Consider the following 22,164-nt stretch of genomic DNA (forward strand, 5'->3'; position numbering starts at 1 on the left):
GATCACATCATAAGTGTTAAAGGAAGTTTACACAGCGTTCACCAATTCAGTGCATTTAGGGCGTACCAACCCATCCCGCCGTGTTTTGAAAGAGGTGGAACGCAACTCGGTGAGCGCTGTGCCGCTTTGACCCGTACAAAGCCTTATGATTAAACAGGCACAAGCGTCATTGAGAGGAGTAAAGCAGAGGATGAAGGTTTTAATCGTGGGTGGCTCTGGCGGTATTGGCCTTGCTATGGTCAAGCAGCTTATTGAAGATGACACTATCGACACCGTTTATGCGACGTTTCGCCAACGTCAACCGTTGCTTTCGCATCCCAAGCTCAACTGGTTTTTGGTGGATGTGTGTGATGAGGCGCAGATTGAGAACTTAAGCCAAACCATGAGCCAACTCGATTGGGTCATCAATACGGTGGGCCTGTTGCATGACGACACGCATCAACCAGAAAAGCGACTTGCGCAGCTCGACAGCGCGTTTTTCCTTCGCTCAATGCAAACCAACGCACTGGCGACAGTGTTGCTCGCTAAACACTTGCAACCGCTGCTGATGAAGAGCAAACAGCCTAAATTTGCGAGCTTATCGGCTCGGGTCGGCAGTATCAGTGACAACCGTTTGGGTGGCTGGTATAGCTACCGCGCCTCAAAGGCGGCGCTCAATATGACCATCAAAACCTTGAGTATTGAGTGGTCACGGATTAAGCCGAGCAGTTGCGTATTCGCGCTGCATCCTGGGACAACCGACACGGCACTGTCAAAGCCATTTCAATCCAATGTCCCCGAAGAAAAACTGTTTTCCCCTGAGCGTGTCGCGCGTCAATTGCTGGCGATAGTGTCACAGGCCGATGAGCAGCTCAGCGGTGAGTTTCTCGCTTATGATGGGACGCGCATTGAATGGTGAATGACCGATAACAGACGATCACGCCATTGGTCACATCTTGCTCGATCAACATTATTTAGCGATAGGCTGAATCGATAAGTGGTGGGAGGCCAGTTGCCATGTTGGGCCTCTGTGGCCTTTCGCTTGGTACATCGCCAAGTCCGCCAAACGCATCAAACTGGTTCTGTCTTGCGCATGGTCTGGGAAACAACTCACCCCGATACTCACGTCTAATCTCACCGCTTCGCCCTCGAACACAATAGGTTGATTGAGGTGATGCATCAGCTCATCAATAAGAGCGTCGAGACAGGAGAAATCATCGAGTAAATCGAGACAGACGACAAATTCATCGCCACCCAGCCTGCCGACAAAATCACTGTCACGGAACGAATGGCTCAATCGATGCGCCACCGTCACCAAAATACAGTCGCCTGCGTCATGACCCAAGGTGTCATTGATCTGCTTGAATTTGTCCAAATCAATAAACAGCAACGCGAGCTTGTGGTGCTGCAAACGCGCTCGTTGCAAGGCATCGTCCAGTTTGGCATTGAAGGCACGGCGATTTTTTAGGTTGGTTAACGTGTCATGCTCAGATAAGAACGTCAGCTGCTTCTGTTTCTCTTTTAACTGCAAAGTTTGACGTTCCACTTCACGTTGTAACTCTTGCTTGGTCACCGTGGTCTCTTTGAGGTTGCTGGTCATGCGATTGAAAAAGGTCGCTATGGTTTCAAATTCTGAATCCATTTTTTTCAGCGATACCTTGGAGTCCAACTCCCCTTTGGATACCGCCACAATCGCCCTTTTGATTTCCGTTGCCCCAATGCGATAGCGAAGGAATATGTGCAAACTGATCAAACACACCACAACCGAGCCGATGATCATCCACCCGGCGGCAAACCACATCAAGGCTTTGAGTTCACGGGCGCTCTTATCCAAAACTTGGCGATGCACATACGCAAGCTCCTCAGTCATGGTTTGTACAATCATGCTGTAGCGAGATTGAAACAGCTCACGACTGCTCAAATCACTCGCCAACGGTAAGGCCGAATCTTGCGCCGAATAGATCCGACTCTCTTGCGCAATCACAGCGGAAAGGCCGTCACTCATTCTTTGCATATTGTCCAACCGGTGATCACGGTTTTCAAAAGTGCTAAGCTGCGCCGCGAGGTCTGAGTGAGCGCTGATGACGTGATGCAAACTCTGCTCATCATAAAACTGCATGAACAACCACAACTGACTTCTCAGCATATCCACCGACAGTTGCAGTTCGACCACCTGATCCAATTCGATTTTTGTTTGACGCTGCTGGGCGTTAATGTTTAGCAATAGCACCACAATCAACACGGTCAGTACGAGTGTGGTCCCAAACAATAACGAGAGTTTCTTGGTTAACGACTTCAGCATAATTAATCTCGCAGCTCCGACCATTGCTCAAACGGCTCGGTGTAGAGCAGTTGACGAAAATCTGGCATATCATTGTCAACCAAACCATTTTGCTTCGCCCAACGCGCCTGGATCTGCAGGTTGGACAGCAGAGCGTTGCCTAGGGACAATCTGAACACATAGTCATCCCACGACCACGTGATTTGTTCCGCCGGCAGCGCAAGAAACTCCGCCGCTAGCTTCTGCGCGTTCTCTGGGTTGAGGTGAATCCACTCTATCGCCTGATCGAGCGATTGAATCAGTTGCATAGGTGCATCATTAGCTTGAGCCAAATAGGGTTGAGTAGAAAGTAGATTAAAGCTCAATTGATACAGTCCGGTTAAACCGAGATGATTAATTTCACCGCCGGTTGCTTGGTGAATCTGGTAGATCATGGGCTCCCAAGCCGAAATGGCATCCACCTGCCCTTCAAGTAGCGCGGTGACAATCTCTGAAGATGCTACAAACACCTTGTTGATATCGAGATGGCTCGCCTCATGGGACAGCAAGACCGCATCCAAATAGAACTCGCTCGCACTGCCTTGAATCACGCCAATGCGTTTACCTTGCAGCTGACTCACTTGACGAATGTCCGACGAACTGAGTGAGACCAGTTTTACGTCATTGTCTGACTCGACGAAGGTGGCCAGCAGTGCCAGTTCAGGGTGATCAAAAGCGTTAAACATGGCCACCGATTCCGATGCGGTCGCCAAATCGACCTCGCCTTGCATCAGTAACTTCGCGCACTCGACCCCACCGGTGCATGGGATCATTTCAACGTATAAGCCCTGTTTGTCATACAGCCCCAACGCGTTTGCCACAATAAAGGGAGTGGAGAGTGGCGTCGTCGAGACGGCAATCCTCATCCTATTCAATTCACCTTGCTGGTCATCCTTACCTTTGGCGCCCAACCACATAAACAGTGCGACGAAAACCACACTGATCCCTACCCATAGCCACTGATTTTTTGTTGTTTTCTGCATTCATTATTCGCTTTATGTACGCAATCACGCTCGTATAAATCTAGTCAATACTTGCCTGTCTGGACAGAAAAAGAATGAATAAAGCCGAGGATTTCTCACAATTAACGCGCCTATCGAGCAATGTGCGCCTTCAATTGCGGTGCTATTCATCATAGTTAGCCTTAGTAGGCTTTGTATCTCATGCTTTAGCTCCCCAAACTGGTGCGCATGCACCCAAGCACGCACCACTAAAGTGAAATTAAATTACATAAAATGAATCTTCCGTGACATTAAAAATTAGTTGTTGATCACATTTAAACAATGAACTATGTTATTTACATACAACCATGTAATTTAACTACAACGAGGGAGTTGGGTATGTTATCAGTGATTAAAAATCTATTCGTTCACGATAGAGACTACGCAGGTCGCGACATCGACCTCGTCATCGAACGCCTGGCGGCGCAAACGAAAACCGACCGTCACGCGTGGTCTTACTTACAAGACCTGTCCGTTTACGAAAACACCACCAGCGGCATGCGCGTGTATCCGCATGAAGTGGCAAAATACGCCGCATAAACGGCGTGCTCAGTCGAACATCGACATTCACATCTCAATAGGCCTCATAGCGAGGCCTATTTTTGTTTCCCTTGTTACACAGTTTTCTTGTCAAAAGTTGACTCCTCGGACTACTCATTAAGTATCATTTCATATAGGTTGTTATCAAAGCGGCGACTCAACTTATGAGTGACTCTATCGGTGACGCGATATTACGCATAATCAGCGAGACATCGCCCTAGACAGAAGTGAACCATCGTATCTAGGACACAATCAGTGACTTGATGCGCGGTGTAATAAGAATAAAGTGGTTGTCTATGTATAGTATTTCGCTTTGTGTTCGCTCCAACACTCAGCTAGAGAAACATCTCGAAAAGCAGGAACTTGGCTTTTCTTCTGCGATTCTCATCCAGTTATTTTCCAGCCAGTCCTCTAAGACGGTTCAAGGTCTCTCTCGTACCTTGCAAAGAAAATGGCCGGATGCGGTGGTTATCGGCGCCAGTGCCCAACACGTGATCCACGATGGGGTCATAGAGCGCGGAGCGACGCAGGTCGTGATCACGCGATTTGATCACGCCACCTTGACCTATGCATCAGCGCCAAACGCCAGCGGTGAAAAAGGCGGAAAGTCACTGTCTCACTCTCTATCACTGAGTTCAGAGACCAAGGCCATACTCTGCTTCGTTGATAGACTGACGGCAAAAGGCAACTCCTTCTTCCGCTGCTTTGATAACAGCAACATCCCCGTCGCGGGCGGCGCCTCAACCATCACAGAACAAGGCCGCTGGGTGCTGATCAATGGCGAATGTTACCAAGAATGCAGCGTCGCGGTCGCGATTCACAGCCCTGAGCTTCACGTTTGGCGCTCAGCATTCAGTGAGTGGAACGCCATAGGGCAAAGATTTAAAGTCACCCAAACTTCCGACAACACCGTCTATACGCTCAACCATCAAAACATTACCGAGTTGTACCAGCGCTACTTAGCCGATGGGCAGCAGCTGCCGCAGCAAAAGCTGATTGATTTCCCTCTCATCAAAGGCGACCCAACCCATCAAGATGTTTATCTGCCGCAGTATGTGGATGAGAATTCGGGTTTGGTGTTTGATAAAGCCCTCAGCGTTGGTGATGAGGTTCAGTTTTGCTATGTGCACCCCGAGCTCACCATTCACCAAGTCCAAGACAGCGCTTACCACCTGGCTCAGCAGCAACCCGATGCGATCTTTGTCTTTAACTGTACGTCTCGACTGGACTTTATCGAGGGCAATCAAGAGTTAGCGCCACTGCAACAAGTAGCGCCGACGTATGGATTTTATTGTATGGGCGAGCTCTACAAAGAGGAGTCCACTCAAGAGATTTTGCACCACAGCATGACCTACCTTGCCATGCGAGAAGGTGACGCCAGCGGCCCGGTACCGTCGCTCACACTCGATAACACCTCCAGTGTATCGCCGCTGTTTTCGATGATCCGCAACGCGTTTGCTGATTTGGACACGCGCCATCTGCAAATGCAGCACAAAATCCAATCCCAAGCCGAGGAGTTGGCATCGAGTTATCGCATTGACCACACCACAGGATTGCCGAACCGCTCTGTTCTTCGTCAACAACTGGCAAAAATTAGCGACGACAAAGCCCTGTTTACACTCAAATTAGCTAATCTCCCCGAAATCAATGAGAAATATGGCTACGCCATTGGTGACCGTCTGCTGATGCTGCTGACCTCTTTTTTCATCGACAATCTGGATGATGTCTTTGCGGACAAGGCCACCTTGTATAGCCTTGGCGTGGGTGAATGGGCGACGATTTTTACCCTTGATAAACAGCTAGACAGCGTACGCGAGCGCTATTACCGTGCCATCAAACAAATAGAACATTTCGATCTGGATCACCTCGGCATTGTGGAGACCGACCACATCGCCGTGTCCATCTGCGCAGGCGTGGTGTATCGCCGAGACTTCCCACATTGCAGCCCGGATGAGCTGTTGTTTAAATCGGTCGATGCGCGTCGCTACGCAATTAAACATCACCGCTATTTGTATAACGCCAGCAACTTGATTTCTCAAGACCAAGAGCGTCAGGTCCGGTTGAAGCAATTATCTGTGGCGAACAGCGCCATCAATCAACATCAAGTAGTGCCGTTTGTCCAACCGATCTTTGATGCCAAAACCCGTGAAACCGCGTTCTATGAGTGCTTAGTACGCTTGCAGCATCAAGGTGAGATTGTCTCTCCGGGCTTGTTCTTACCGCATATTCAAGGCACGCGTCTCTACACCAAGATGAGTCGTCAAATGATCAAGCACACCTTTGCTAAAATGCGCTTGAATAATGATATCTTCTCATTGAACCTCTCTCCGCAAGATCTCCTCGACGACCGAACGCTGGCCCTGTTAGAACAAGAGGTGCATAGCCTTGCTGACCCGAGCCGAGCCGGCATTGAGATCGTCGAGTCCGAGCAGATCCGCAACTTTGCACGCATGCGTGAAGTGTGTGACCATTTTCGCGCCATGGGCGTTGCGATCATTGTGGACGATTTTGGCTCTGGTTATTCCAATTTGGATGAGATCATTAAGCTCGAGCCGTCAGTCATCAAACTCGACGGCAGTTTGATTCGCACCATAGACCAAGACGCCAAACAGCGAAAAATCGCCTCGCAGCTGGTCCGATTGTGTGAAGTTTTTGACGCCAAAACCGTCGCAGAGTTTGTGCACAATGAGCAGGTATGCCAAATCGCCACGGACATTGGCATCGATTATCTGCAAGGGTTTCATTTAGGTGAGCCAAGAGCGCTGGATTAAAAGGCGCTCAATAAACACACCAACGCGCACCAAGTGATTAACTTGGTGCGCGTCTATTCAAGGGTCTTTTACTGCTGCTCAGCGCGAATTCGTAGTACTTGTGCGTAGGTACAATCTCCGAGCATATCGTAGGCATGGAGCGCCGCCTGCCCCATGACGAAGGGATGAGGCTCGTTAGCCTGACGATTCGGTAAATCTCGCAACATTTTTTCCGACGAGCCATCACGTGTAGGGTGATTGGACAGGTAAATATCCACGCCAGCCTCTTTTGCAATCTGTTTAAAACGCTGAGCGGCCTGACTGTAGGCAAGGATTCTCTCTTCATCAGGACCATAATTGAGCCCTGTTCCGCCCCACAAACTGACGATGTGTTGTTCACCGTTGTCGTATACCGGGAAAATTAGCGACATCGTACCCGGCGTGTGACCCGGAGTCAGATAAATGCTCACTGTCGTCTCACCTAAGGAGATGGATTCACCGTCGGCTACTGTGATGTCACGTGATGGTTTCTTACCCCAACGAGGACTGGCAAAGTCTTGCACTGGCTGCTCCAGACGCGTCCACTCGACATCGGTCATCACCAAGCGTGGCTGGTAGTGCTCGACGAGGTATTCTTGTCCACCATAGTGATCGCCATGACCGTGCGTAATCAGCAAATACTTGATTGAATTGGGATCCAAACCCAACTCAATCAACCCCGCTTCAATATATTGCTTAGCTTGCGCGTTGTTATTTAACGCATCGACTAAGATAATGCCGTCACTGGTTGTAATGGCCCAACTGGATACGCCCCCCGTGCCGATGTAGTAGAGGTTATCAAACACCTGTGTCGGTGGGATGGGTTCAGAACGCCCCTTGCCGCTTTTCTTTTCTTTGCGCTTCTGTTCGCTGTTCACTGTGCGAATCGCCATATTTCGAATCGGCGACTCAAGATCGCAAATATTGGTCAAACCTGGAAACAAGTCGGCGTATTGCATGCCTTTTTGCGCATACTCTTGCGCGGTGGGTTCACTGGCATGGGCGCAACATGCCAATGCCATTAGAACAGTCGATGCGAGTACTTTCATTGGTTGCTCTTATCCTATTAAAAAGTGGTGTTAACCGCTAACCAGTAACGACGCCCGTCTTCAACATAACCATACTCATCCACCGTTGTTTCTTGATCAAACAGGTTGTAAATGCCTGCCATCAACTTAACGTTGTCTGTCACTCGCCAATTTGCTCCGAGATCAACATAGGTGATAGACGGTGCTAGTGTGCGCGTGCTTGTGCTGGTAATGTTGTCTTTCTCACGGCTTTGATAATTGACACGCAACCATGAGTTAACGTCATCGCGAATCGCCCAATCACCATTGGCAGAAATTAGATGCTCAGGTGACTGCACAAGCGGCAATCCGTTGTCCTCGTCATCGGTCTTTTTCTCACTGTGAGTATAGGTGTAACTCGCGCTGACTTTAATCGTGCGCGTCAAGCTTTTCGCCACAGAACTTTCTACACCGTAAGTGTTAGCCTCATCAATATTGACGTAGGTGCGATCGCAGCGTCTGCGGTCGGTACAACTCGGGTCGACAAAGTCGTTTTCAATTTTGTCTTTGAACTCGCTATAAAACAGAGTGACATTCGCCGATAAATCCGCAGTATCAACAAAATAGAGGCCCACCTCGGTATTCACCGAGGTCTCAGGCGATAGGTCTGCATTACCATACACATCGCAACGACCGTTACAACTAGGCTGCGCCCACTCTTCATCCATTTCTGTGAGTGTCGGCGCTCGGTAACCTGTCGATACGCCCCCTTTCAGTGTCCATTCAGGAGCCAGTGACCACACCCCATAGACTCTCGGGCTAAAGTGACCATCAAAAATATCATTTTGGTCGTAGCGAAGACCCAGCGTCAGTGCAAAGTCATCCGTTAAGTACCACTCGTCTTCGGCAAACAGTGACCACTGCTTGTTTTTAGACGCCAGTGCGTTGCTGTCGTCCGTCAACTCTTTCTGCTCAAAGGAGGCGCCCAAGGTCAAGTAATGTGCAGCAAGGGGTAAGCTCCACTGTGTGTTGAGTAAACTGTTTTCAATTTCTTTCTCAGCACCGTTGTTACGTACTGTTTCTGTGCTGATAAACGTGGTGCCACTGCCCCATTGATAATTACCCGAGTGAGTCCCAGCCAGTGATTCACGTTGATATTCACGCTCAGCGACTTGTGACTCGCGTGATACTGACTTATCAAGCGTCGTGACACGCTCTTGATCATGCTGAGTGTATTCAACCGAAAAGGTATCTTCATCAGTCGGAGTCAAATGCACCGCAGCACGGTAGTTGTCGAGCGTCTTACCCGCATAACCACCTTCTATTTCATCCTCTTTTCGCTCTTGGTAAAGACCTGTTAGCGATACGCTCAGCAGATCTGGAATCACTGGGCCCGCAAGATACAACTGACCTTGATAGCCATTGCCTGAACGAGAATTCTCTTGCAGCGTCGTCTCCACTTGCAGACTGCCGTGCCACTCTTGGTAGTCTTTACGAGTGATAATGTTGATCACACCGCCCAGTGCATCGGAGCCATATAGAGTAGACATTGGGCCACGTACCACCTCAATACGCTCAATCGCACTCAGAGGTGGAAGCCAATCTTGCTCGGTAAAGGTACTGCCGTTGGTCTGCGTTTCACGACCAGACTGCTTACGGCCATCCACTAAAATCACTGTGTATTCTGAAGGCATACCGCGGACGGAAATATCTTGACCATCACCGCCACCGGTCACGGTCACACCCGGGATGTCTTGTAATGCATCAGTAAGATCCTTATAGGCGCGATTCTCGATTTGAGCACGGTCGATGACACTAATGGAAGCCGGCGCTTGAGTCACAGTTTGCTCGTAACCTGCCGCAGTGACAACTAGGGTTTCCATAGAAGAGTTGTCATCGGCGAAGGACGGCATGGATGCCACTGCCGCACTGGCGATCGCCAACGCAACAGGACGAAGAGAAAATGGGCAAATAGACATAATGGTATTTCTTAGACATATAATTGATAATCGTTCTCAATTTAATATCTAATGAAAATGATTCGCAACTACATTATCATCAATAATGGCGAATGCCATTATCCCATTTATGCATAACGATCGGCCTTTTTATGCAGATGTGTGCTCTACGTCAAACAGATCCTTAAAGATGCCGCGAACCCAAATACACATAGGGTCGTCATGAAAACGCTTATGCCAATACAAATAGACATGTTGGAACGCCAATCTCAACTCTGGCGGTACTTCTCTCGCAATCAGACGCGCATCTTGGCATGCACGCTGCGCGTAGGGGCTTGGCAAGTGGAAAATAATATCGCTGGTCGCCGCAATATCTGGAGCAGCATGAAAGTTCGATAGTTGCACCGGAATCGACAAGCGATTCTTTTTGTCCACTAATCCAAGTTCCATAAATTTATGCTCGAAAGAGAGGGTTTTCTCGCCCTGCAACGAGATTTGACCAAAGCTACAGCCCAACAAATTTTCGGCTGTTAATGTCTCATTGGCCAGTGGATGCGATTTACTCATCAACAAGCGAAAATCTCGCTTGGAGACCAGTGCACGATAAAGATTTTGGTCGCCACTGGCGGGCTCATGTGACGAGAGTGCAAAGTGCACATCGCCAGCAATTAGAGCCTCAAAGTGACGCTGCGGCGTGGTATCCAAACTGACGATCATATTGGGTGCACGCTGGCGAATTTGTGCAATAACAGGCGGCATCAAAGTATTGATTTGCGGCTGCAAGCCAAAAAAGCGAACGGTGGTTTCGATGCTACTGGGATCAAAAGACTGCTTATGAACAAGCGTTTCCAAGCTATTGATGATGAGATTGATGTCTTGTTTAATGCTGTCGGCTTTGGTGGTTAACTCATAACCCGAATTGGTGCGCACCAACAACTCATCATCAAACAGCGTTCGCATTTTCTGCAAAGCTCGACTGACCGAAGATTGGCTGATGTTCATCGCCAAAGCAGTATTCGAAACGTGCTTCTCTTCGAGTAAGTTTTTCAAAATCAGCAGCGAGCTAATGTCGACCTGGGATACATTCATGCTTGGGCAACTCTAGAGTCAAAATTCGTCTTAGTCCGCTAGGGTAATCTTTGCTAAGAGAAATGTCAGGAATAAATTGAGCAAACCATGACAGGGACACTCGCCCTTAAGAAGTCAATACCATTAAGCCCTGCCTTAACGCAGGGCTTAATCCGTACAGGGTTCATCGCCTCGCCGGTTACTCACCAAAAACTAACAGCTCCGCCGCGTCATTCGATGGGTTGGGGGTCGATTGAGCAGCACTGTAGTGACCGTTGCTCTCTAGATTGGTTTGATTGCTATAACCGGATGTACACGCTGCCAAGGTTATACACGCCAAAATCACCGCTAATGTTTTCATCATTTGTCCCTCTTAGTGACCGTCTTTATTGCTCCTTTTTAATCTAGCTAGTCCCGGCGATAGGCGCGAGTCGTTTTACCGAACCTTACCCTGCTTGACACAAAATGACAAAGCGAGGCGAGATCTTAAGATTGGAGGGGGTTCTACCGCGCATTTTCACTCCGCTTAGCCAGCGCAATTCGCTCTGCCAGCTCAGCAAAACCAAACCCGCCGTTTGAGTCGGTGATCCACTGCGGCTGGTGATTAAGCTGACTCAGAACATGGCGAATGTTGTGCACGCCAAAGGTCGTCGATAACCACTCGAACATCCCTTCATCGTTGAGCGAGTCACCCACGTAAGCGATATTGGACAACGCCGGCAGTTGGCCATGATTGTGCGCGCGAAGATAGGCTTCACTGCTGGTGCGCTTAGTGTGCTGACCCAACCAAGCGTTGATGTGAATCGAGCTTTGTGTCGCATTGACGACTTGCCCGTCCACTTCGATAGCGCGAATGTCAGCAAGCAGTTGTTCACACAGCGCTGGAGATAACGGAGTACGCTCTTGACCTGTGTTGACTGCGACATCGCAGTAACGAAACGCTTGATCGCTGGCAAACGTTACGTCTGGGTAGTCACGCAGCCGCTCGGCAATACGCTCAATTAACGCTCTCTGCTGGCGCTTCATCTCATCCAAAGGCGTAAGCGTGTGGGTGATGAACCCACTCTCGCTGCGGCGCATCCAAAACGCGCCGTTTTCACCAATCACACCATCGAGCGGCCAGAGTTTGGCCATTTGATCGCACCATCCAGCGCAAGCACCCGTGACACCCACCACTTTCACGCCGACATCACGCAGCAGCGTTAACGCATTCAGCGTTTGCGCAGGCAGTTGTCCTTTCCAGGTTAACGTGTCGTCGACATCGGTGAGTAACCAGGTGATAGACGCGAGCGACGCGTGATTAGCGCTAAGCAACGAATCAGGCATTCACCACCTCTTGATGGCGGCCTTCGGTCAGTGAAATGCGCTTCGAGGTGTTGGCATCAAAAAGATGCAGATGCTCGGGTTTGATGTCGACACCAAAGCTATCACCGATGGCGATTTTGCTATGACCTTCAACCCGCACCACCAAACGCTGCGCCTCTTCGTCGAGCGTTTTACAGTAGAGCAAGAGGTCAGCGCCCAGCGCTTCGATCAACTCGACTTCAACGTGGAACCACGAGTTATCATCGCACAGCTGCAGGTGCTCCGGTCTGAGCCCAAGCTTAATATCGCCCAGATTCAGCGATGCGGTCTCTAGCGGATAGAGCGCCTGAGCCAATTCAATACCATCAATGGTTACACTCGCATCAAGAATATTCATGGAGGGAGAACCAATAAAAGTCGCGACAAAAAGAGAAGCCGGGTAGTCGTAGATATCAAGGGGTGTACCCACCTGCTCCACGTTCCCTTTGTTCAATACCACTAGCTTGTCGGCCAAGGTCATGGCTTCGACTTGATCGTGGGTGACATAAATCGATGTGGTCGCGAGACGGCGTTGCAGCTTTTTGATCTCCAATCTCATCTGTACGCGCAGCTTGGCATCGAGGTTCGACAAGGGCTCATCAAACAAAAAGACCTTAGGTTTGCGAACAATCGCTCGCCCCATCGCCACGCGCTGTCTTTGCCCTCCAGAGAGTTGATCCGGTTTGCGATCCAGTAAGTGATCCAACTCGAGCATTTTAGCGGCCTCATTCACCAAAGCGTCAATCTCTGCCTTCGGTGTTTTTCGGTTGCGTAGCCCATAAGCCATGTTGTTGTAGACCGTCATATGTGGATACAAGGCATAATTTTGAAACACCATCGCGATATCTCGCTCACTCGGCTCGAGCGCATTGACGATGGTGTCATCGATAGACAGCTCCCCAGAGCTGATCGCTTCCAGGCCGGCAATCATACGCAGTAACGTCGATTTACCACAGCCACTTGGCCCCACTAAGACCACCATTTCGCCATCGTGAATGGTCAAATCGACACCATGAATCGCTTGGTATCCGTTCGGGTAGCATTTCGCTACGTTATTGAGAGTAAGTGTAGACATGAATTATTTCTCCGAATCAACCAGACCTTTGACAAACGCTTTTTGCATCGCCAGCACCACAATGACCGGTGGCAACATGGCAATAATGGTCGTGGCCATAATTTTGTTCCATTCAATGACCCCATCGACAACACCCAGCATCTGCTTGATGCCCATCACTATGGTGTAGTACTCGATGTCGGTGGTGATCAGTAACGGCCATAAGTATTGGTTCCAGCCGTAAATAAAGGTGATGACAAACAGCGCCGCGATGTTGGTGCGAGAGAGCGGCAGTAATATGTCAAAGAAAAACTTAATCGGTCCTGCGCCATCAATGCGCGCCGCCTCCACCAACTCACTTGGCACCGTCATAAAGAACTGGCGGAATAAAAAGGTCGCCGTCGCACTGGCGATCAGTGGGATGGTTAAGCCATAAAACGAATTGAGCATGTTGAGGTTAGTGACCACCTCAAAGGTCGGCATAATGCGCACTTCCACTGGCAGCATTAAGGTGAAGAAGATCATCCAAAACGCCAACATGCGGCCCGGAAAGCGAAAAAAGACCACCGCATAGGCCGACAAAATCGAAATGGTCAGTTTACCAAAGGTGATGCACAGTGCCATCACGAGGGAATTCAATAACATACCGGTAATCGGCAGTGCTGTATTATTGACTTGGCTTGCATTACTCAGTAGTTCGTTAAACACACTGAAACCGAGGTCGCCAAACCAAAGTGGCGTTCCTGTCGCAAAGGCGGTGTTTTCATGGGTGGTCGCCACCAGCGCAATCCAGACTGGTAGTGCAATCGAGACGATGCCAGCCACCAACACAAAGTGGCAAAATAGAGTGAATAAGGGTCTGCGTTCTACCATCAGTAAGCCACCTTCTTCTCAACGTACTTAAATTGGAACACGGTTAACGTCGCGACCAACACCATTAACACCACCGACTGCGCAGCCGACGATCCTAAGTCCAAACCAATAAATCCATCGTTGTAGACTTTGTACACCAACGTGGAAGTGCTGTTGCTCGGCCCGCCTTGCGTCATCGCATGGATGATGGCGAAGGTGTCGAAAAAGGCATAGACAAAGTTAACGACCAATAAGAAGAAACTCGTAGGCGAAATCAACGGGAAGCTGATGGTGAGAAAACGCTTTACCGGCCCACTGCCATCGATGGCCGCTGCTTCAATTAATGAACGGGGGACGGACTGCAACGCCGCTAAGAAGAACAAAAAGTTATAGCTGATCTGTTTCCACGTTGAGGTGATGATCACCATCCACATCGCGTGGGAGCCATTGAGTGTCGGGTTCCAATCAACCCCTATCCACTGGAGGAGTTGGCTGGCCACGCCAATCGTTGGGTCAAAGAGAAACAGCCACAAAGAGCCCGCCACCACAGGCGCAACGGCATACGGCCAGATCAGAAAGGTACGATAGAAGGTACTGCCACGAACGATATGCTCGGCAAACGCCGACAACACCAACGCACTGACCAGCGCTAGCACCGCTACGCTGAGACTAAATTGCAGCGTCGTGAATAACGAATCGAGATAATACGGATCGTGAAGCAGCTTTTCGAAGTTTTCCAAGCCAACAAACTCACGGCTCATCCCAAACGCATCTTCCAGTTGAGATGATTGAAAAATCGCTTGCCCAGCCGGCCAGATAAAAAAGACCAGGGTGATCACCAGTTGCGGGGCGATCAGCGCAATGGGCAGCCATTTATGTTTAAAAATAACAGGCGATGACATAGATAATCCAGATAGAAAAAGGCGGAGCACATTTGCTCCGCCAAACGAGGGTGTTACTTTTGCGTGCGCTCAAAGCGGCGCAATTGCTCATCACCACGGCTTACCGCATTGTTCAATGCTGTTTTCGCCGTCGCTTTACCAGACCAAACGGCCTCTAACTCTTCGTTGATGATATCGCGCGTTTGCAAGAAGTTACCAAAGCGAATGCCTTTGGAGTTGACCGTTGGCTCAACCGACGTCATCTGTACGACAGCGGTGTCAGTGCCTGGGTTCGCCTCATAGAAGCCTTGGCTCTTGGTCAACTCATAGGCAGCCTTAGTGATCGGTAGGTAACCGGTAAACTGGTGCCAATCGGCTTGAACTTCAGGGCTAGAGAGATACGAGAAGAACTTCGCTACCCCTTTGTACTCTTCATCAGAGTGACCACGCAGTACCCAAAGCGAGGCTCCGCCGATAATGGTGTTTTGCGGTTTGTCGACCAGTTCCGCGTCATACGGCAGCTGCGCTACACCGACGTCAATGCCTTTCATGTTCTCTTTAATGCCCGCTAGCCCCGCCGACGAGCCCATGGTCATCGCACACTCTTGGGTGTAGAACAGTGGCATACCATCGGATTGACGACCGCCGTACTTAAAGATCCCTTCTTTTGACCACTCGCCCATTTTCTCAATGTGCTTCACAAACGCCGATTCATTGAACTTGAACTGGGTATCGAGTCCGTCAAAACCATTGCTGTTGTTAGCGACAGGGACATTATTGCGAGCACCGAAGTTTTCAATTTGCGTCCAAGATTGCCAAGTGGTGCTAAAGCCGCACTTAGCGCCCGACTCGATCAGCTTGCGTGAGACGATTTCCATCTCTTGCCAGGTTTTCGGTGCTTCTGTAATGCCCGCTTTTTCAAACATCCCTTTGTTGTAGTACAGCACAGGCGTTGAACTGTTGAATGGCATCGACAACATTTGGCCTTCACTGGTGGTATAGTAACCCGTCACAGCGGAGAGGTAGTTGTCTGGATCAAACGGCTCTTTGGTGTCTTCCATCAACTGGTAAACCGGGTAGATGGCCTGCTTGGCACCCATCATGGTTGCCGTGCCGACTTCAAAAACCTGCACAATGGCTGGCTGCTCTTTCGCACGAAATGCCGCGATCGCACCTGTCATGGTTTCTGCGTATGAGCCTTTGTATACAGGTTTGATTTCGTAGTCATCTTGACTGGCATTAAAATCCGCTGCTATTTCATTGACTTTTTTACCTAGCGCACCACCCATGGCGTGCCACCATTCCACTTCTGTTTTCGCTTGAGCTTGCGCACTCAGTAGTGCTGCGGTGACGGCCAAACCGGTCAGGTGTTTGATAGACATAATGGTTCCCTTATGTGAGTCTTACTTGCGTAAAGTCCTAGTGTGGTTAAACCTCAGCGGATGTTCACTTCTCTTTCACATTCGCTGCTTCAGAATTCAAGTGAACATTAATTAGCGAAAGTTACGCTGAGATGACACTTAAATGAACATAAATGAAACTTAACTTTCGGTTGAATGCCTATTTGGGGCGTCATCAAACGGTCACATGAAGATGACAGAGTTCGTTTGAAACAAAATGAACATAGACAGTGAATAACAATGACAACACTCCCTACCCTTATCCCAACCATGGCCCATCGTGGCCTCTCTAGTCTTGCGCCAGAAAACACACTCGTCGCGTTTCAGCGTGCCGTTGAATTGGGCTGCCAGTGGATAGAAATCGACGTCCAGCTGAGCGCCGATGATGTGCCCATGGTGATTCATGACCACACGGTGAACCGCTGTACCAACAGCAAAGGTAAAGTGAGTGAGTTGACGTTACAGCAACTGAAACAACTCGACGCCGGGTTGTGGTTTTCTGATGAGTTTGAAGGGGAACCAATCCCTACCTTAGCGGAAACATTGGCCTTGACCCAAGCGGCCAACGTCAACCTCAACATTGAGCTCAAACTCTACCCTCACGCGGACATTGATCGCCTGTGCCATCACGTCGCTGAGGTGATCAATGAGATGGATATTGACCCTCAGACCCTGCTCTTTTCGAGCTTTAGCACCCATGCCTTGCAATGCATCAAACAGTATTTACCCGATGTGCGCCGCGGGCAATTGTGGCAAAGCATTCCCTATGACGCGGCGTCGGTCCTGACTCAAATTGATGCCTACAGCGTGCACTGCGACTACCGCTTTTTGACACAGGCGCAAGCCACAGCGATTAAGCAGATGGGTTATCAACTCTACTGCTACACCCCCAACTTTCCTGAATTAGTTGAGCCACATCGCTTATGGGGCGTCGATATGATGATCACCGACGTGCCTCAGCGTTATACTCAGCGTAACGAAACTCACACTGGTGCCGAACGCCACGCTATTCATGGATAATCTTTCACTCCGCCAACACGCGATCATTGAGCGCATTCATCAACAGGAATATTGTTCGATTGATGAATTGGCTCAGCAGTTTGATGTCACGACACAAACCATCCGCCGTGACATCAACGAACTGTGCAACCTAGGCTTGACCCGTCGTCACCACGGCGGTGTCAGCTTACCTGCCACACTGAGCAACCGTAGTTACACCTCACGACGCATGACGAATGCCAAGGACAAACACGCCATTGCCGAGCGCGTCGTGCAGCATATTCCCAATGGTTGCACTCTGTTTTTGGGTATCGGCACAACCATCACCGCGATTGCAGAGCAGCTTGGGCATCACCACGAGCTACGTGTGGTGACCAACAACTTTGAGGCGGCGCATATTCTCTCCCAGTTTGAAGAGGTGGAAACCTGGATCCCAGGCGGGCGCATTCGCAGCAATGATCGCGATGTGGTGGATGATAAAGTCGCCGACTTTTTCGCTCAGTTCAGTGCTGACATTGGTATTATTGGCTGCGCAGCGGTCAGTGATATACGCAGTGGCCTAGAGAATACAGAAGTGACGCAGTATGTGATGGAGCACGAATTGCGGGAGGCGCGTGTCAGCCAAGCGATATTGGCCCATGCAGAGCAACGTTGGTTAGTGGCCAACGACAGCAAATGGCAGCGACGCGCCAATACCAAAGTCGCGCCATTGGAATATTTTGATCGCATCTTCAAAGACAGCAAACAAGCCTAACCTGCTCTAGGTTTCACCCTCAAGATGGGTTAACGTAGAAACATTGTTTTGTTTTTTTCAGTTAACGAGGCCGTTAACTCAGTGCAAGGAAAGCTATGGTCGAGCAGGTTGTTGGCATTCTTTTCCCCGTCTTTGCGTTGGTATTGATTGGGTTTTGTGTCGGGCGTTGGTTAAAACCAGACTTCAAACCGATCAACCGCATCAACATGGACGCTTTCACCCCCGCGTTGGTGTTCTCTTCTTTGGTGGCGATGCCTCTCGATACCAACCAGTTGCCCCTTTTGAGTGCGTCACTCATTTCAGTTTTATTACCCGGGCTATTGATGATCCCAATTTGCGCCATCAGTAAACTGCGCTTTAAAGCCTGGGCGCCGCCACATATGTTTCGCAACAGCGGTAACTTGGCGATCCCTCTTTTTACCTATACGTTTGGTGAGACGGCGCTGGCGCCTGCGGTTCTGCTGTTCGTGGTCTCCGCCTGCTTGCACATCAGTATCGGCTTAGCGCTGCTGAGTGAAGGCAACCCAATCAAACAAGTGGTCAAAATGCCGATTTTTCTGGCGGCCAGCGCAGCGCTTTTTCTCAACCTAAGTGGGATTGGTGTGTGGTCCCCTTTGTATGAAGCGACGGTGTTACTCGGTCAAGCCGCGGTACCCGTAATGCTGCTCTCTTTAGGGGCGCAAATGTGTCATATGCGTTTGAGTGGATTTCGTATCGGTGTGCTGTGCACGCTGCAATCCTTGTCGACGGGTGCAGTGGCGTTTGCCGTCATCTATTGGTTTGTGCCGCTGCCGACTTTGGAGCTGCAAATGATGGTGCTGTTTACCATGTTACCACCGGCGGTAATGAACTACCTGTTTGCCGAACGGTTTGGAGTTGAGCCGACGAAAGTGGCGTCGATGGTGCTGTTTGGTAACTTCTTCAGTTTGATCACTCTGCCCCTGCTGCTGACATTCGCCTTATCTCTGGGTGAACTGCTTATCTCTGCTAACTGGCGTTGACATGTCCAAGCGATGTATAAACAAAAACAGCGGCCATTGGCCGCTATTTTCACATCATCATTGATTACTTCTTCAGTTGAGTGAAGTAGTCAAAGATAACCGGTACGTCGTTTTGACCTAGACCAGCGTCTACAGCCGCTTGTAGGCTTGTAGAAGTACCTTGAGCGATTAGAGACTCAGTACCTAGCTCTTCACACAGCGCAAGGAAGTAACCAAGGTCTTTGTTAGCGTTAGCAACAGAGAAACCTAGTTTTTCTTCGCCATCTACAGCGTAGAACTTACAGAACTGCATGAATGGTGAGTTAGATGGACCTGCTGACATGATGTCAAACAGTTGTTGGCCGTCTACGCCTGCAAGCTTAGCAACAGCGAATGCTTGAGACATTGTCGCAACCGTTGTCATACCCATGAAGTTGTTCACAAGCTTAGTCACGTGACCTGAACCTAGTGCGCCTAGGTAGAAGACGTTTTCGCCTTGCTCGTCAAGAACAGGCTTCACTTTGTTGAATGTTTCGATATCGCCTGCTGCCATGATGTTCAAAAGACCATCTTTCGCGTGTGCAGGTGTACGACCTAGAGGTGCGTCAATCATACCCGCGCCTTTCTCAGCAAGGTCAGCACCAATCTTCTTAGTCGAAGCTGGGATAGAAGTACCAAAGTCGATGAGCGTTTTGCCTTCAGACATACCCGCTAGGATACCCGCTTCACCGTAAACCACTTTCTCAACCACTTCAGAAGTCGTCAGACATAGCATTACGATGTCACTTTTCTCAGCCAGTTCTTTACCAGACGTCGCTTCAGAGGCGTTGCCACGAGCAAGAACAGCAGCGACTGCGTCTTTGTTAAGATCCATAACGTTAACTTCGTAGCCACGGTTTTGTAGATTCTCAACCATGTTGCCGCCCATAAGGCCAAGACCGATGAAACCAATTACAGGTTTAGTCATTTTAGACTCCCAAATGCAATATTGTATGATTATATGATGTGGTCGTAGAATACCGCTCATGAGCGGCTAACGCAATCCTTGATTCAATAAAAATTGTGGCAAAGCACTAGAATTGTGAACTCAATCAGAATGAGACAGTGTTTTAAAACACAAACATTGCCGAGCAAAAAGAAGAAAAAATCACACCAATGAATCGTAGAAAACGCTTATTTGTGTGACCAAATGGTGGGAATTGTCCGCCTTTAGCGCTCGTCATCTAACACAGGTGACCAGTTTTCAGGATCGGTCAGCCGCGTTTCACTCGGCGATGCTTGCGCTCGAATGTCACTTGGGTTGTAAATAGCGCAACTCTCCATCGACAAACAGCCACAACCAATACACCCACCTAAGTCCTGTTGCAGCGCTTTCATCTGCAAGATGCGGTGTTCAAGCAGTTGATGCCACCCTGACGCCATCACTTGCCATTCTTGCCGATTGGGCGCTTGGTGGTGTGGAAGGTGGGCAAACGATGCCGCGATCTCCTCCAACGTCAGTCCAACTTGTTGAGCGGCTTTAATGATGGCGACTCGTCGCAGCACACTTCGATGATATCGGCGCTGGTTCCCAGCGTTACGCCAACTGAAGATAAGCCCTTTCTGTTCATAAAAATGTAACGCCGACACCGCAACACCTGAACGTTTAGCGACCTCTCCGACCGTCAGTTCCATCTTGACTCCTTAATTCACTCGAACGTTATCGACTCAAATGAAAAATAACGCTTTACCTAAAGTTAACTTGAGGTTTTAGAGTAGCAGCAACTGATCAATATTGGTACACAGAAAGGAACACCACAATGACATTACTCGGACGCAATAAGACCACTCCCTACCTAACCGGACGCTTTTTTGATGGCATTTCTTCTGGGCTATTTATGATGGCTCTGCCTTGGCTCATGTTGCAATCGGACAATATGGGCACCTTTATCGCCTTAGTGGCACTCACTTGTACTGGTCTCTCATTTTTCTTAACGCCCTTCTTTTCAACCTTGATTGACCGCCATTCACGTAAAACAATCTTAGTGATGGTCCAATGGGTGCAAGCCATCTGCGCCGCGCTGGTGATGATCCTGTCATACCACGGCATACAATCCCCATGGCTATTGGCACTCGCGCAACTGGTGTTTTGGGTCTCGAGCAATCTGGCTTGGTCTACCAACAATGCGTTTACCCAAGAAAATTATGATCACCATGAGTACGCCGCAATTTCAGGACAACAAGAGATCATAATGCAAGGCACCACGCTAGGTGCTGGCGCGTTAGGTATTGTGCTCCTCGAGCAATGGGGAATTGTCGAATTCTCAACTTTTGCCATGTTGGCATCCACATTGGCGGGTATCAGTTACCTGGTGACACCTTATCGACAAGCGTTACGCGCCGAACGTAAAGTACGCTTTTGGCAACAACTGGTCGAAAGCCGCTCCATTGTGCTTTCTGAACCACGCTTTTACGCCTTCTTGATGCTCTCTTCTCTCTCCTACCCCATTTTGACTTACTTGGGAAAGTTGGTGCCGATCTGGTTTGCACAGCAGCACATTGCTGGGCACTGGCTCGCGGGCTACAACATGGCGTTTGGGATTGGCTCGCTGCTCACCGGACTCATCGTACACAAATTACTGACCCGTAGCGCCTTACCCCGTACCATCCTGCTTGCCATGTCGCTCAGTAGTCTGATGGTACTGGGGATGAGCATCTCATTAAGCCCGGCGACCCTGCTTGTCTTCACCTTGTTATTTGGCCTTTTTAACGCATTAAATCGCATCGCGCGAACGAATTGGATGCACCACACCATCGCCATCCATCAACGAGGCCGCGCCGACGGTGCTTTGCAAATGTTTGCCACTCTAACCCAGAGTATGAGCTATGTGCTGATCGCTTTGCTCAGTCATGCCCAGTGGATCGAACTGGGGTTCTTACTCGCTGCAATCACCATGGGAGGAGCGACCCTCGCCATGCGTTGGCTACTGACTCATGCACCAGAGTCCAGCGTTATGAACGCGTCTATTAAGAGAGGAGAGGTGTCTGCCACCGCAATGTGATCAAAGGTAATCAACACATGGCCGAAACTACCGATCATTTATCAGCGCAATTGCAGTATTTTAAGGTGCAGATGTAAACTGGCTTTCGCAAAAGTACGAATAGAAACAGCAGGGATAGAACGAAGAACTGCTTTCTCCGTTCTATTTAACAACGAGCGCCATGCGCTAACAACGCCCAACGACGTGAAAGTTACGCA

20 protein-coding genes are annotated in these 22,164 nt (G+C 49.5%); 7 read left to right on the forward strand and 13 right to left on the reverse strand.

What is annotated here, in order from left to right:
* Positions 1 to 190: 190 nt before the first annotated feature.
* Positions 191 to 898 carry an SDR family oxidoreductase gene (locus AC6R0L_RS04540; protein ID WP_487901569.1) on the forward strand — a complete coding sequence of 236 codons (708 nt, stop codon included), beginning with the start codon at positions 191 to 193 and terminating at the stop codon, positions 896 to 898.
* A gap of 51 nt (positions 899 to 949) precedes the next feature.
* On the opposite strand, the gene AC6R0L_RS04545 is transcribed toward AC6R0L_RS04540, so the two are convergent.
* Both AC6R0L_RS04545 and AC6R0L_RS04550 read right to left on the reverse strand, forming a co-directional pair.
* A complete protein-coding gene (locus AC6R0L_RS04545) occupies positions 950 to 2,281 on the reverse strand; it encodes a diguanylate cyclase domain-containing protein (RefSeq protein WP_500628384.1) in 1,332 nt (443 codons plus the stop codon).
* Positions 2,282 to 2,283: 2 nt separating this feature from the next.
* Positions 2,284 to 3,282, reverse strand: a complete 999-nt coding sequence (locus AC6R0L_RS04550; protein WP_500628385.1) for an ABC transporter substrate-binding protein — start codon at positions 3,280 to 3,282, stop codon at positions 2,284 to 2,286.
* Between the two features lie 357 nt (positions 3,283 to 3,639).
* On the opposite strand from AC6R0L_RS04550, the gene AC6R0L_RS04555 reads away from it, so the two are divergent.
* Positions 3,640 to 3,840, forward strand: coding sequence for a hypothetical protein (locus AC6R0L_RS04555; protein WP_334551694.1), 201 nt, complete (start codon positions 3,640 to 3,642; stop codon positions 3,838 to 3,840).
* A gap of 296 nt (positions 3,841 to 4,136) precedes the next feature.
* Positions 4,137 to 6,611, forward strand: coding sequence for a bifunctional diguanylate cyclase/phosphodiesterase (locus tag AC6R0L_RS04560; protein WP_500628386.1), 2,475 nt, complete (start codon positions 4,137 to 4,139; stop codon positions 6,609 to 6,611).
* 68 nt (positions 6,612 to 6,679) lie between these two features.
* On the opposite strand, the gene AC6R0L_RS04565 is transcribed toward AC6R0L_RS04560, so the two are convergent.
* From AC6R0L_RS04565 to ugpB, 9 genes are all read right to left on the reverse strand, one after another.
* A complete protein-coding gene (locus AC6R0L_RS04565; RefSeq protein WP_487901573.1) occupies positions 6,680 to 7,678 on the reverse strand; it encodes an MBL fold metallo-hydrolase in 999 nt (332 codons plus the stop codon).
* A gap of 17 nt (positions 7,679 to 7,695) precedes the next feature.
* The gene (locus AC6R0L_RS04570) at positions 7,696 to 9,615 is read right to left on the reverse strand and encodes a TonB-dependent receptor domain-containing protein (RefSeq protein WP_487901574.1); all 1,920 of its coding nucleotides are present in this window, start codon (positions 9,613 to 9,615) and stop codon (positions 7,696 to 7,698) included.
* A gap of 129 nt (positions 9,616 to 9,744) precedes the next feature.
* Entirely contained in the window at positions 9,745 to 10,683 is a 939-nt protein-coding gene (locus tag AC6R0L_RS04575; RefSeq protein WP_487901575.1) for a LysR family transcriptional regulator, read from the reverse strand.
* Between the two features lie 178 nt (positions 10,684 to 10,861).
* On the reverse strand, positions 10,862 to 11,026 hold the full coding sequence (locus AC6R0L_RS04580) for a hypothetical protein (RefSeq protein WP_487901576.1): 165 nt from the start codon (positions 11,024 to 11,026) through the stop codon (positions 10,862 to 10,864).
* Positions 11,027 to 11,166: 140 nt separating this feature from the next.
* Positions 11,167 to 11,988, reverse strand: coding sequence for an HAD-IIB family hydrolase (locus AC6R0L_RS04585; RefSeq protein WP_500628387.1), 822 nt, complete (start codon positions 11,986 to 11,988; stop codon positions 11,167 to 11,169).
* Positions 11,981 to 13,081, reverse strand: coding sequence for a sn-glycerol-3-phosphate import ATP-binding protein UgpC (locus AC6R0L_RS04590; RefSeq protein ID WP_500628388.1), 1,101 nt, complete (start codon positions 13,079 to 13,081; stop codon positions 11,981 to 11,983). The genes AC6R0L_RS04585 and AC6R0L_RS04590 overlap by 8 nt, the downstream gene beginning before the upstream one ends.
* 3 nt (positions 13,082 to 13,084) lie before the next feature.
* The gene (gene ugpE / locus AC6R0L_RS04595) at positions 13,085 to 13,933 is read right to left on the reverse strand and encodes a sn-glycerol-3-phosphate ABC transporter permease UgpE (RefSeq protein ID WP_487901579.1); all 849 of its coding nucleotides are present in this window, start codon (positions 13,931 to 13,933) and stop codon (positions 13,085 to 13,087) included.
* Entirely contained in the window at positions 13,933 to 14,814 is an 882-nt protein-coding gene (gene ugpA / locus AC6R0L_RS04600) for a sn-glycerol-3-phosphate ABC transporter permease UgpA (RefSeq protein WP_487901580.1), read from the reverse strand. Before ugpA ends, ugpE begins: the two co-directional genes overlap by 1 nt.
* A gap of 53 nt (positions 14,815 to 14,867) precedes the next feature.
* Entirely contained in the window at positions 14,868 to 16,175 is a 1,308-nt protein-coding gene (ugpB, locus tag AC6R0L_RS04605) for a sn-glycerol-3-phosphate ABC transporter substrate-binding protein UgpB (protein ID WP_500628389.1), read from the reverse strand.
* A gap of 279 nt (positions 16,176 to 16,454) precedes the next feature.
* On the opposite strand from ugpB, the gene AC6R0L_RS04610 reads away from it, so the two are divergent.
* The 3 genes from AC6R0L_RS04610 (at position 16,455) to AC6R0L_RS04620 (ending at position 18,947) form a co-directional block, all read left to right on the forward strand.
* Positions 16,455 to 17,213 carry a glycerophosphoryl diester phosphodiesterase gene (locus tag AC6R0L_RS04610; protein ID WP_500628401.1) on the forward strand — a complete coding sequence of 253 codons (759 nt, stop codon included), beginning with the start codon at positions 16,455 to 16,457 and terminating at the stop codon, positions 17,211 to 17,213.
* On the forward strand, positions 17,206 to 17,946 hold the full coding sequence (locus tag AC6R0L_RS04615; RefSeq protein WP_500628390.1) for a DeoR/GlpR family DNA-binding transcription regulator: 741 nt from the start codon (positions 17,206 to 17,208) through the stop codon (positions 17,944 to 17,946). The genes AC6R0L_RS04610 and AC6R0L_RS04615 overlap by 8 nt, the downstream gene beginning before the upstream one ends.
* 95 nt (positions 17,947 to 18,041) lie before the next feature.
* Entirely contained in the window at positions 18,042 to 18,947 is a 906-nt protein-coding gene (locus AC6R0L_RS04620; protein ID WP_500628391.1) for an AEC family transporter, read from the forward strand.
* A 64-nt stretch (positions 18,948 to 19,011) separates the two neighbouring features.
* Here AC6R0L_RS04620 and AC6R0L_RS04625 read toward each other — a convergent pair whose 3' ends face one another.
* Both AC6R0L_RS04625 and soxR read right to left on the reverse strand, forming a co-directional pair.
* Positions 19,012 to 19,893 carry an NAD(P)-dependent oxidoreductase gene (locus AC6R0L_RS04625; RefSeq protein WP_500628392.1) on the reverse strand — a complete coding sequence of 294 codons (882 nt, stop codon included), beginning with the start codon at positions 19,891 to 19,893 and terminating at the stop codon, positions 19,012 to 19,014.
* Between the two features lie 242 nt (positions 19,894 to 20,135).
* A complete protein-coding gene (gene soxR / locus AC6R0L_RS04630; protein WP_334551679.1) occupies positions 20,136 to 20,600 on the reverse strand; it encodes a redox-sensitive transcriptional activator SoxR in 465 nt (154 codons plus the stop codon).
* A 125-nt stretch (positions 20,601 to 20,725) separates the two neighbouring features.
* Here soxR and AC6R0L_RS04635 point away from each other — a divergent pair, with 125 nt between their 5' ends.
* Positions 20,726 to 21,967 (forward strand): MFS transporter, encoded by a 1,242-nt coding sequence (locus AC6R0L_RS04635; protein WP_500628393.1) that lies wholly within the window; start codon positions 20,726 to 20,728, stop codon positions 21,965 to 21,967.
* The last annotated feature ends 197 nt before the right edge of the window (positions 21,968 to 22,164 follow it).

Source organism: Vibrio sp. R15-SG3-ISO1A (genome assembly GCF_059833955.1).

Excerpts from the sequence above, each read along its gene's own strand:
- AC6R0L_RS04555 (WP_334551694.1), top strand. The coding sequence starts at position 3,640 with ATGTTATCAGTGATTAAAAATCTATTCGTTCACGATAGAGACTACGCA.
- AC6R0L_RS04560 (WP_500628386.1), top strand. The coding sequence starts at position 4,137 with ATGTATAGTATTTCGCTTTGTGTTCGCTCCAACACTCAGCTAGAGAAA.
- AC6R0L_RS04570 (WP_487901574.1), bottom strand. The coding sequence starts at position 9,615 with ATGTCTATTTGCCCATTTTCTCTTCGTCCTGTTGCGTTGGCGATCGCC.
- AC6R0L_RS04635 (WP_500628393.1), top strand. The coding sequence starts at position 20,726 with ATGACATTACTCGGACGCAATAAGACCACTCCCTACCTAACCGGACGC.
- AC6R0L_RS04550 (WP_500628385.1), bottom strand. The coding sequence starts at position 3,282 with ATGCAGAAAACAACAAAAAATCAGTGGCTATGGGTAGGGATCAGTGTG.
- ugpB (WP_500628389.1), bottom strand. The coding sequence starts at position 16,175 with ATGTCTATCAAACACCTGACCGGTTTGGCCGTCACCGCAGCACTACTG.
- soxR (WP_334551679.1), bottom strand. The coding sequence starts at position 20,600 with ATGGAACTGACGGTCGGAGAGGTCGCTAAACGTTCAGGTGTTGCGGTG.
- ugpA (WP_487901580.1), bottom strand. The coding sequence starts at position 14,814 with ATGTCATCGCCTGTTATTTTTAAACATAAATGGCTGCCCATTGCGCTG.
- AC6R0L_RS04545 (WP_500628384.1), bottom strand. The coding sequence starts at position 2,281 with ATGCTGAAGTCGTTAACCAAGAAACTCTCGTTATTGTTTGGGACCACA.
- AC6R0L_RS04620 (WP_500628391.1), top strand. The coding sequence starts at position 18,042 with ATGGTCGAGCAGGTTGTTGGCATTCTTTTCCCCGTCTTTGCGTTGGTA.
- AC6R0L_RS04590 (WP_500628388.1), bottom strand. The coding sequence starts at position 13,081 with ATGTCTACACTTACTCTCAATAACGTAGCGAAATGCTACCCGAACGGA.
- AC6R0L_RS04585 (WP_500628387.1), bottom strand. The coding sequence starts at position 11,988 with ATGCCTGATTCGTTGCTTAGCGCTAATCACGCGTCGCTCGCGTCTATC.
- AC6R0L_RS04540 (WP_487901569.1), top strand. The coding sequence starts at position 191 with ATGAAGGTTTTAATCGTGGGTGGCTCTGGCGGTATTGGCCTTGCTATG.
- AC6R0L_RS04615 (WP_500628390.1), top strand. The coding sequence starts at position 17,206 with ATGGATAATCTTTCACTCCGCCAACACGCGATCATTGAGCGCATTCAT.
- ugpE (WP_487901579.1), bottom strand. The coding sequence starts at position 13,933 with ATGGTAGAACGCAGACCCTTATTCACTCTATTTTGCCACTTTGTGTTG.
- AC6R0L_RS04580 (WP_487901576.1), bottom strand. The coding sequence starts at position 11,026 with ATGATGAAAACATTAGCGGTGATTTTGGCGTGTATAACCTTGGCAGCG.
- AC6R0L_RS04575 (WP_487901575.1), bottom strand. The coding sequence starts at position 10,683 with ATGAATGTATCCCAGGTCGACATTAGCTCGCTGCTGATTTTGAAAAAC.
- AC6R0L_RS04625 (WP_500628392.1), bottom strand. The coding sequence starts at position 19,893 with ATGACTAAACCTGTAATTGGTTTCATCGGTCTTGGCCTTATGGGCGGC.
- AC6R0L_RS04565 (WP_487901573.1), bottom strand. The coding sequence starts at position 7,678 with ATGAAAGTACTCGCATCGACTGTTCTAATGGCATTGGCATGTTGCGCC.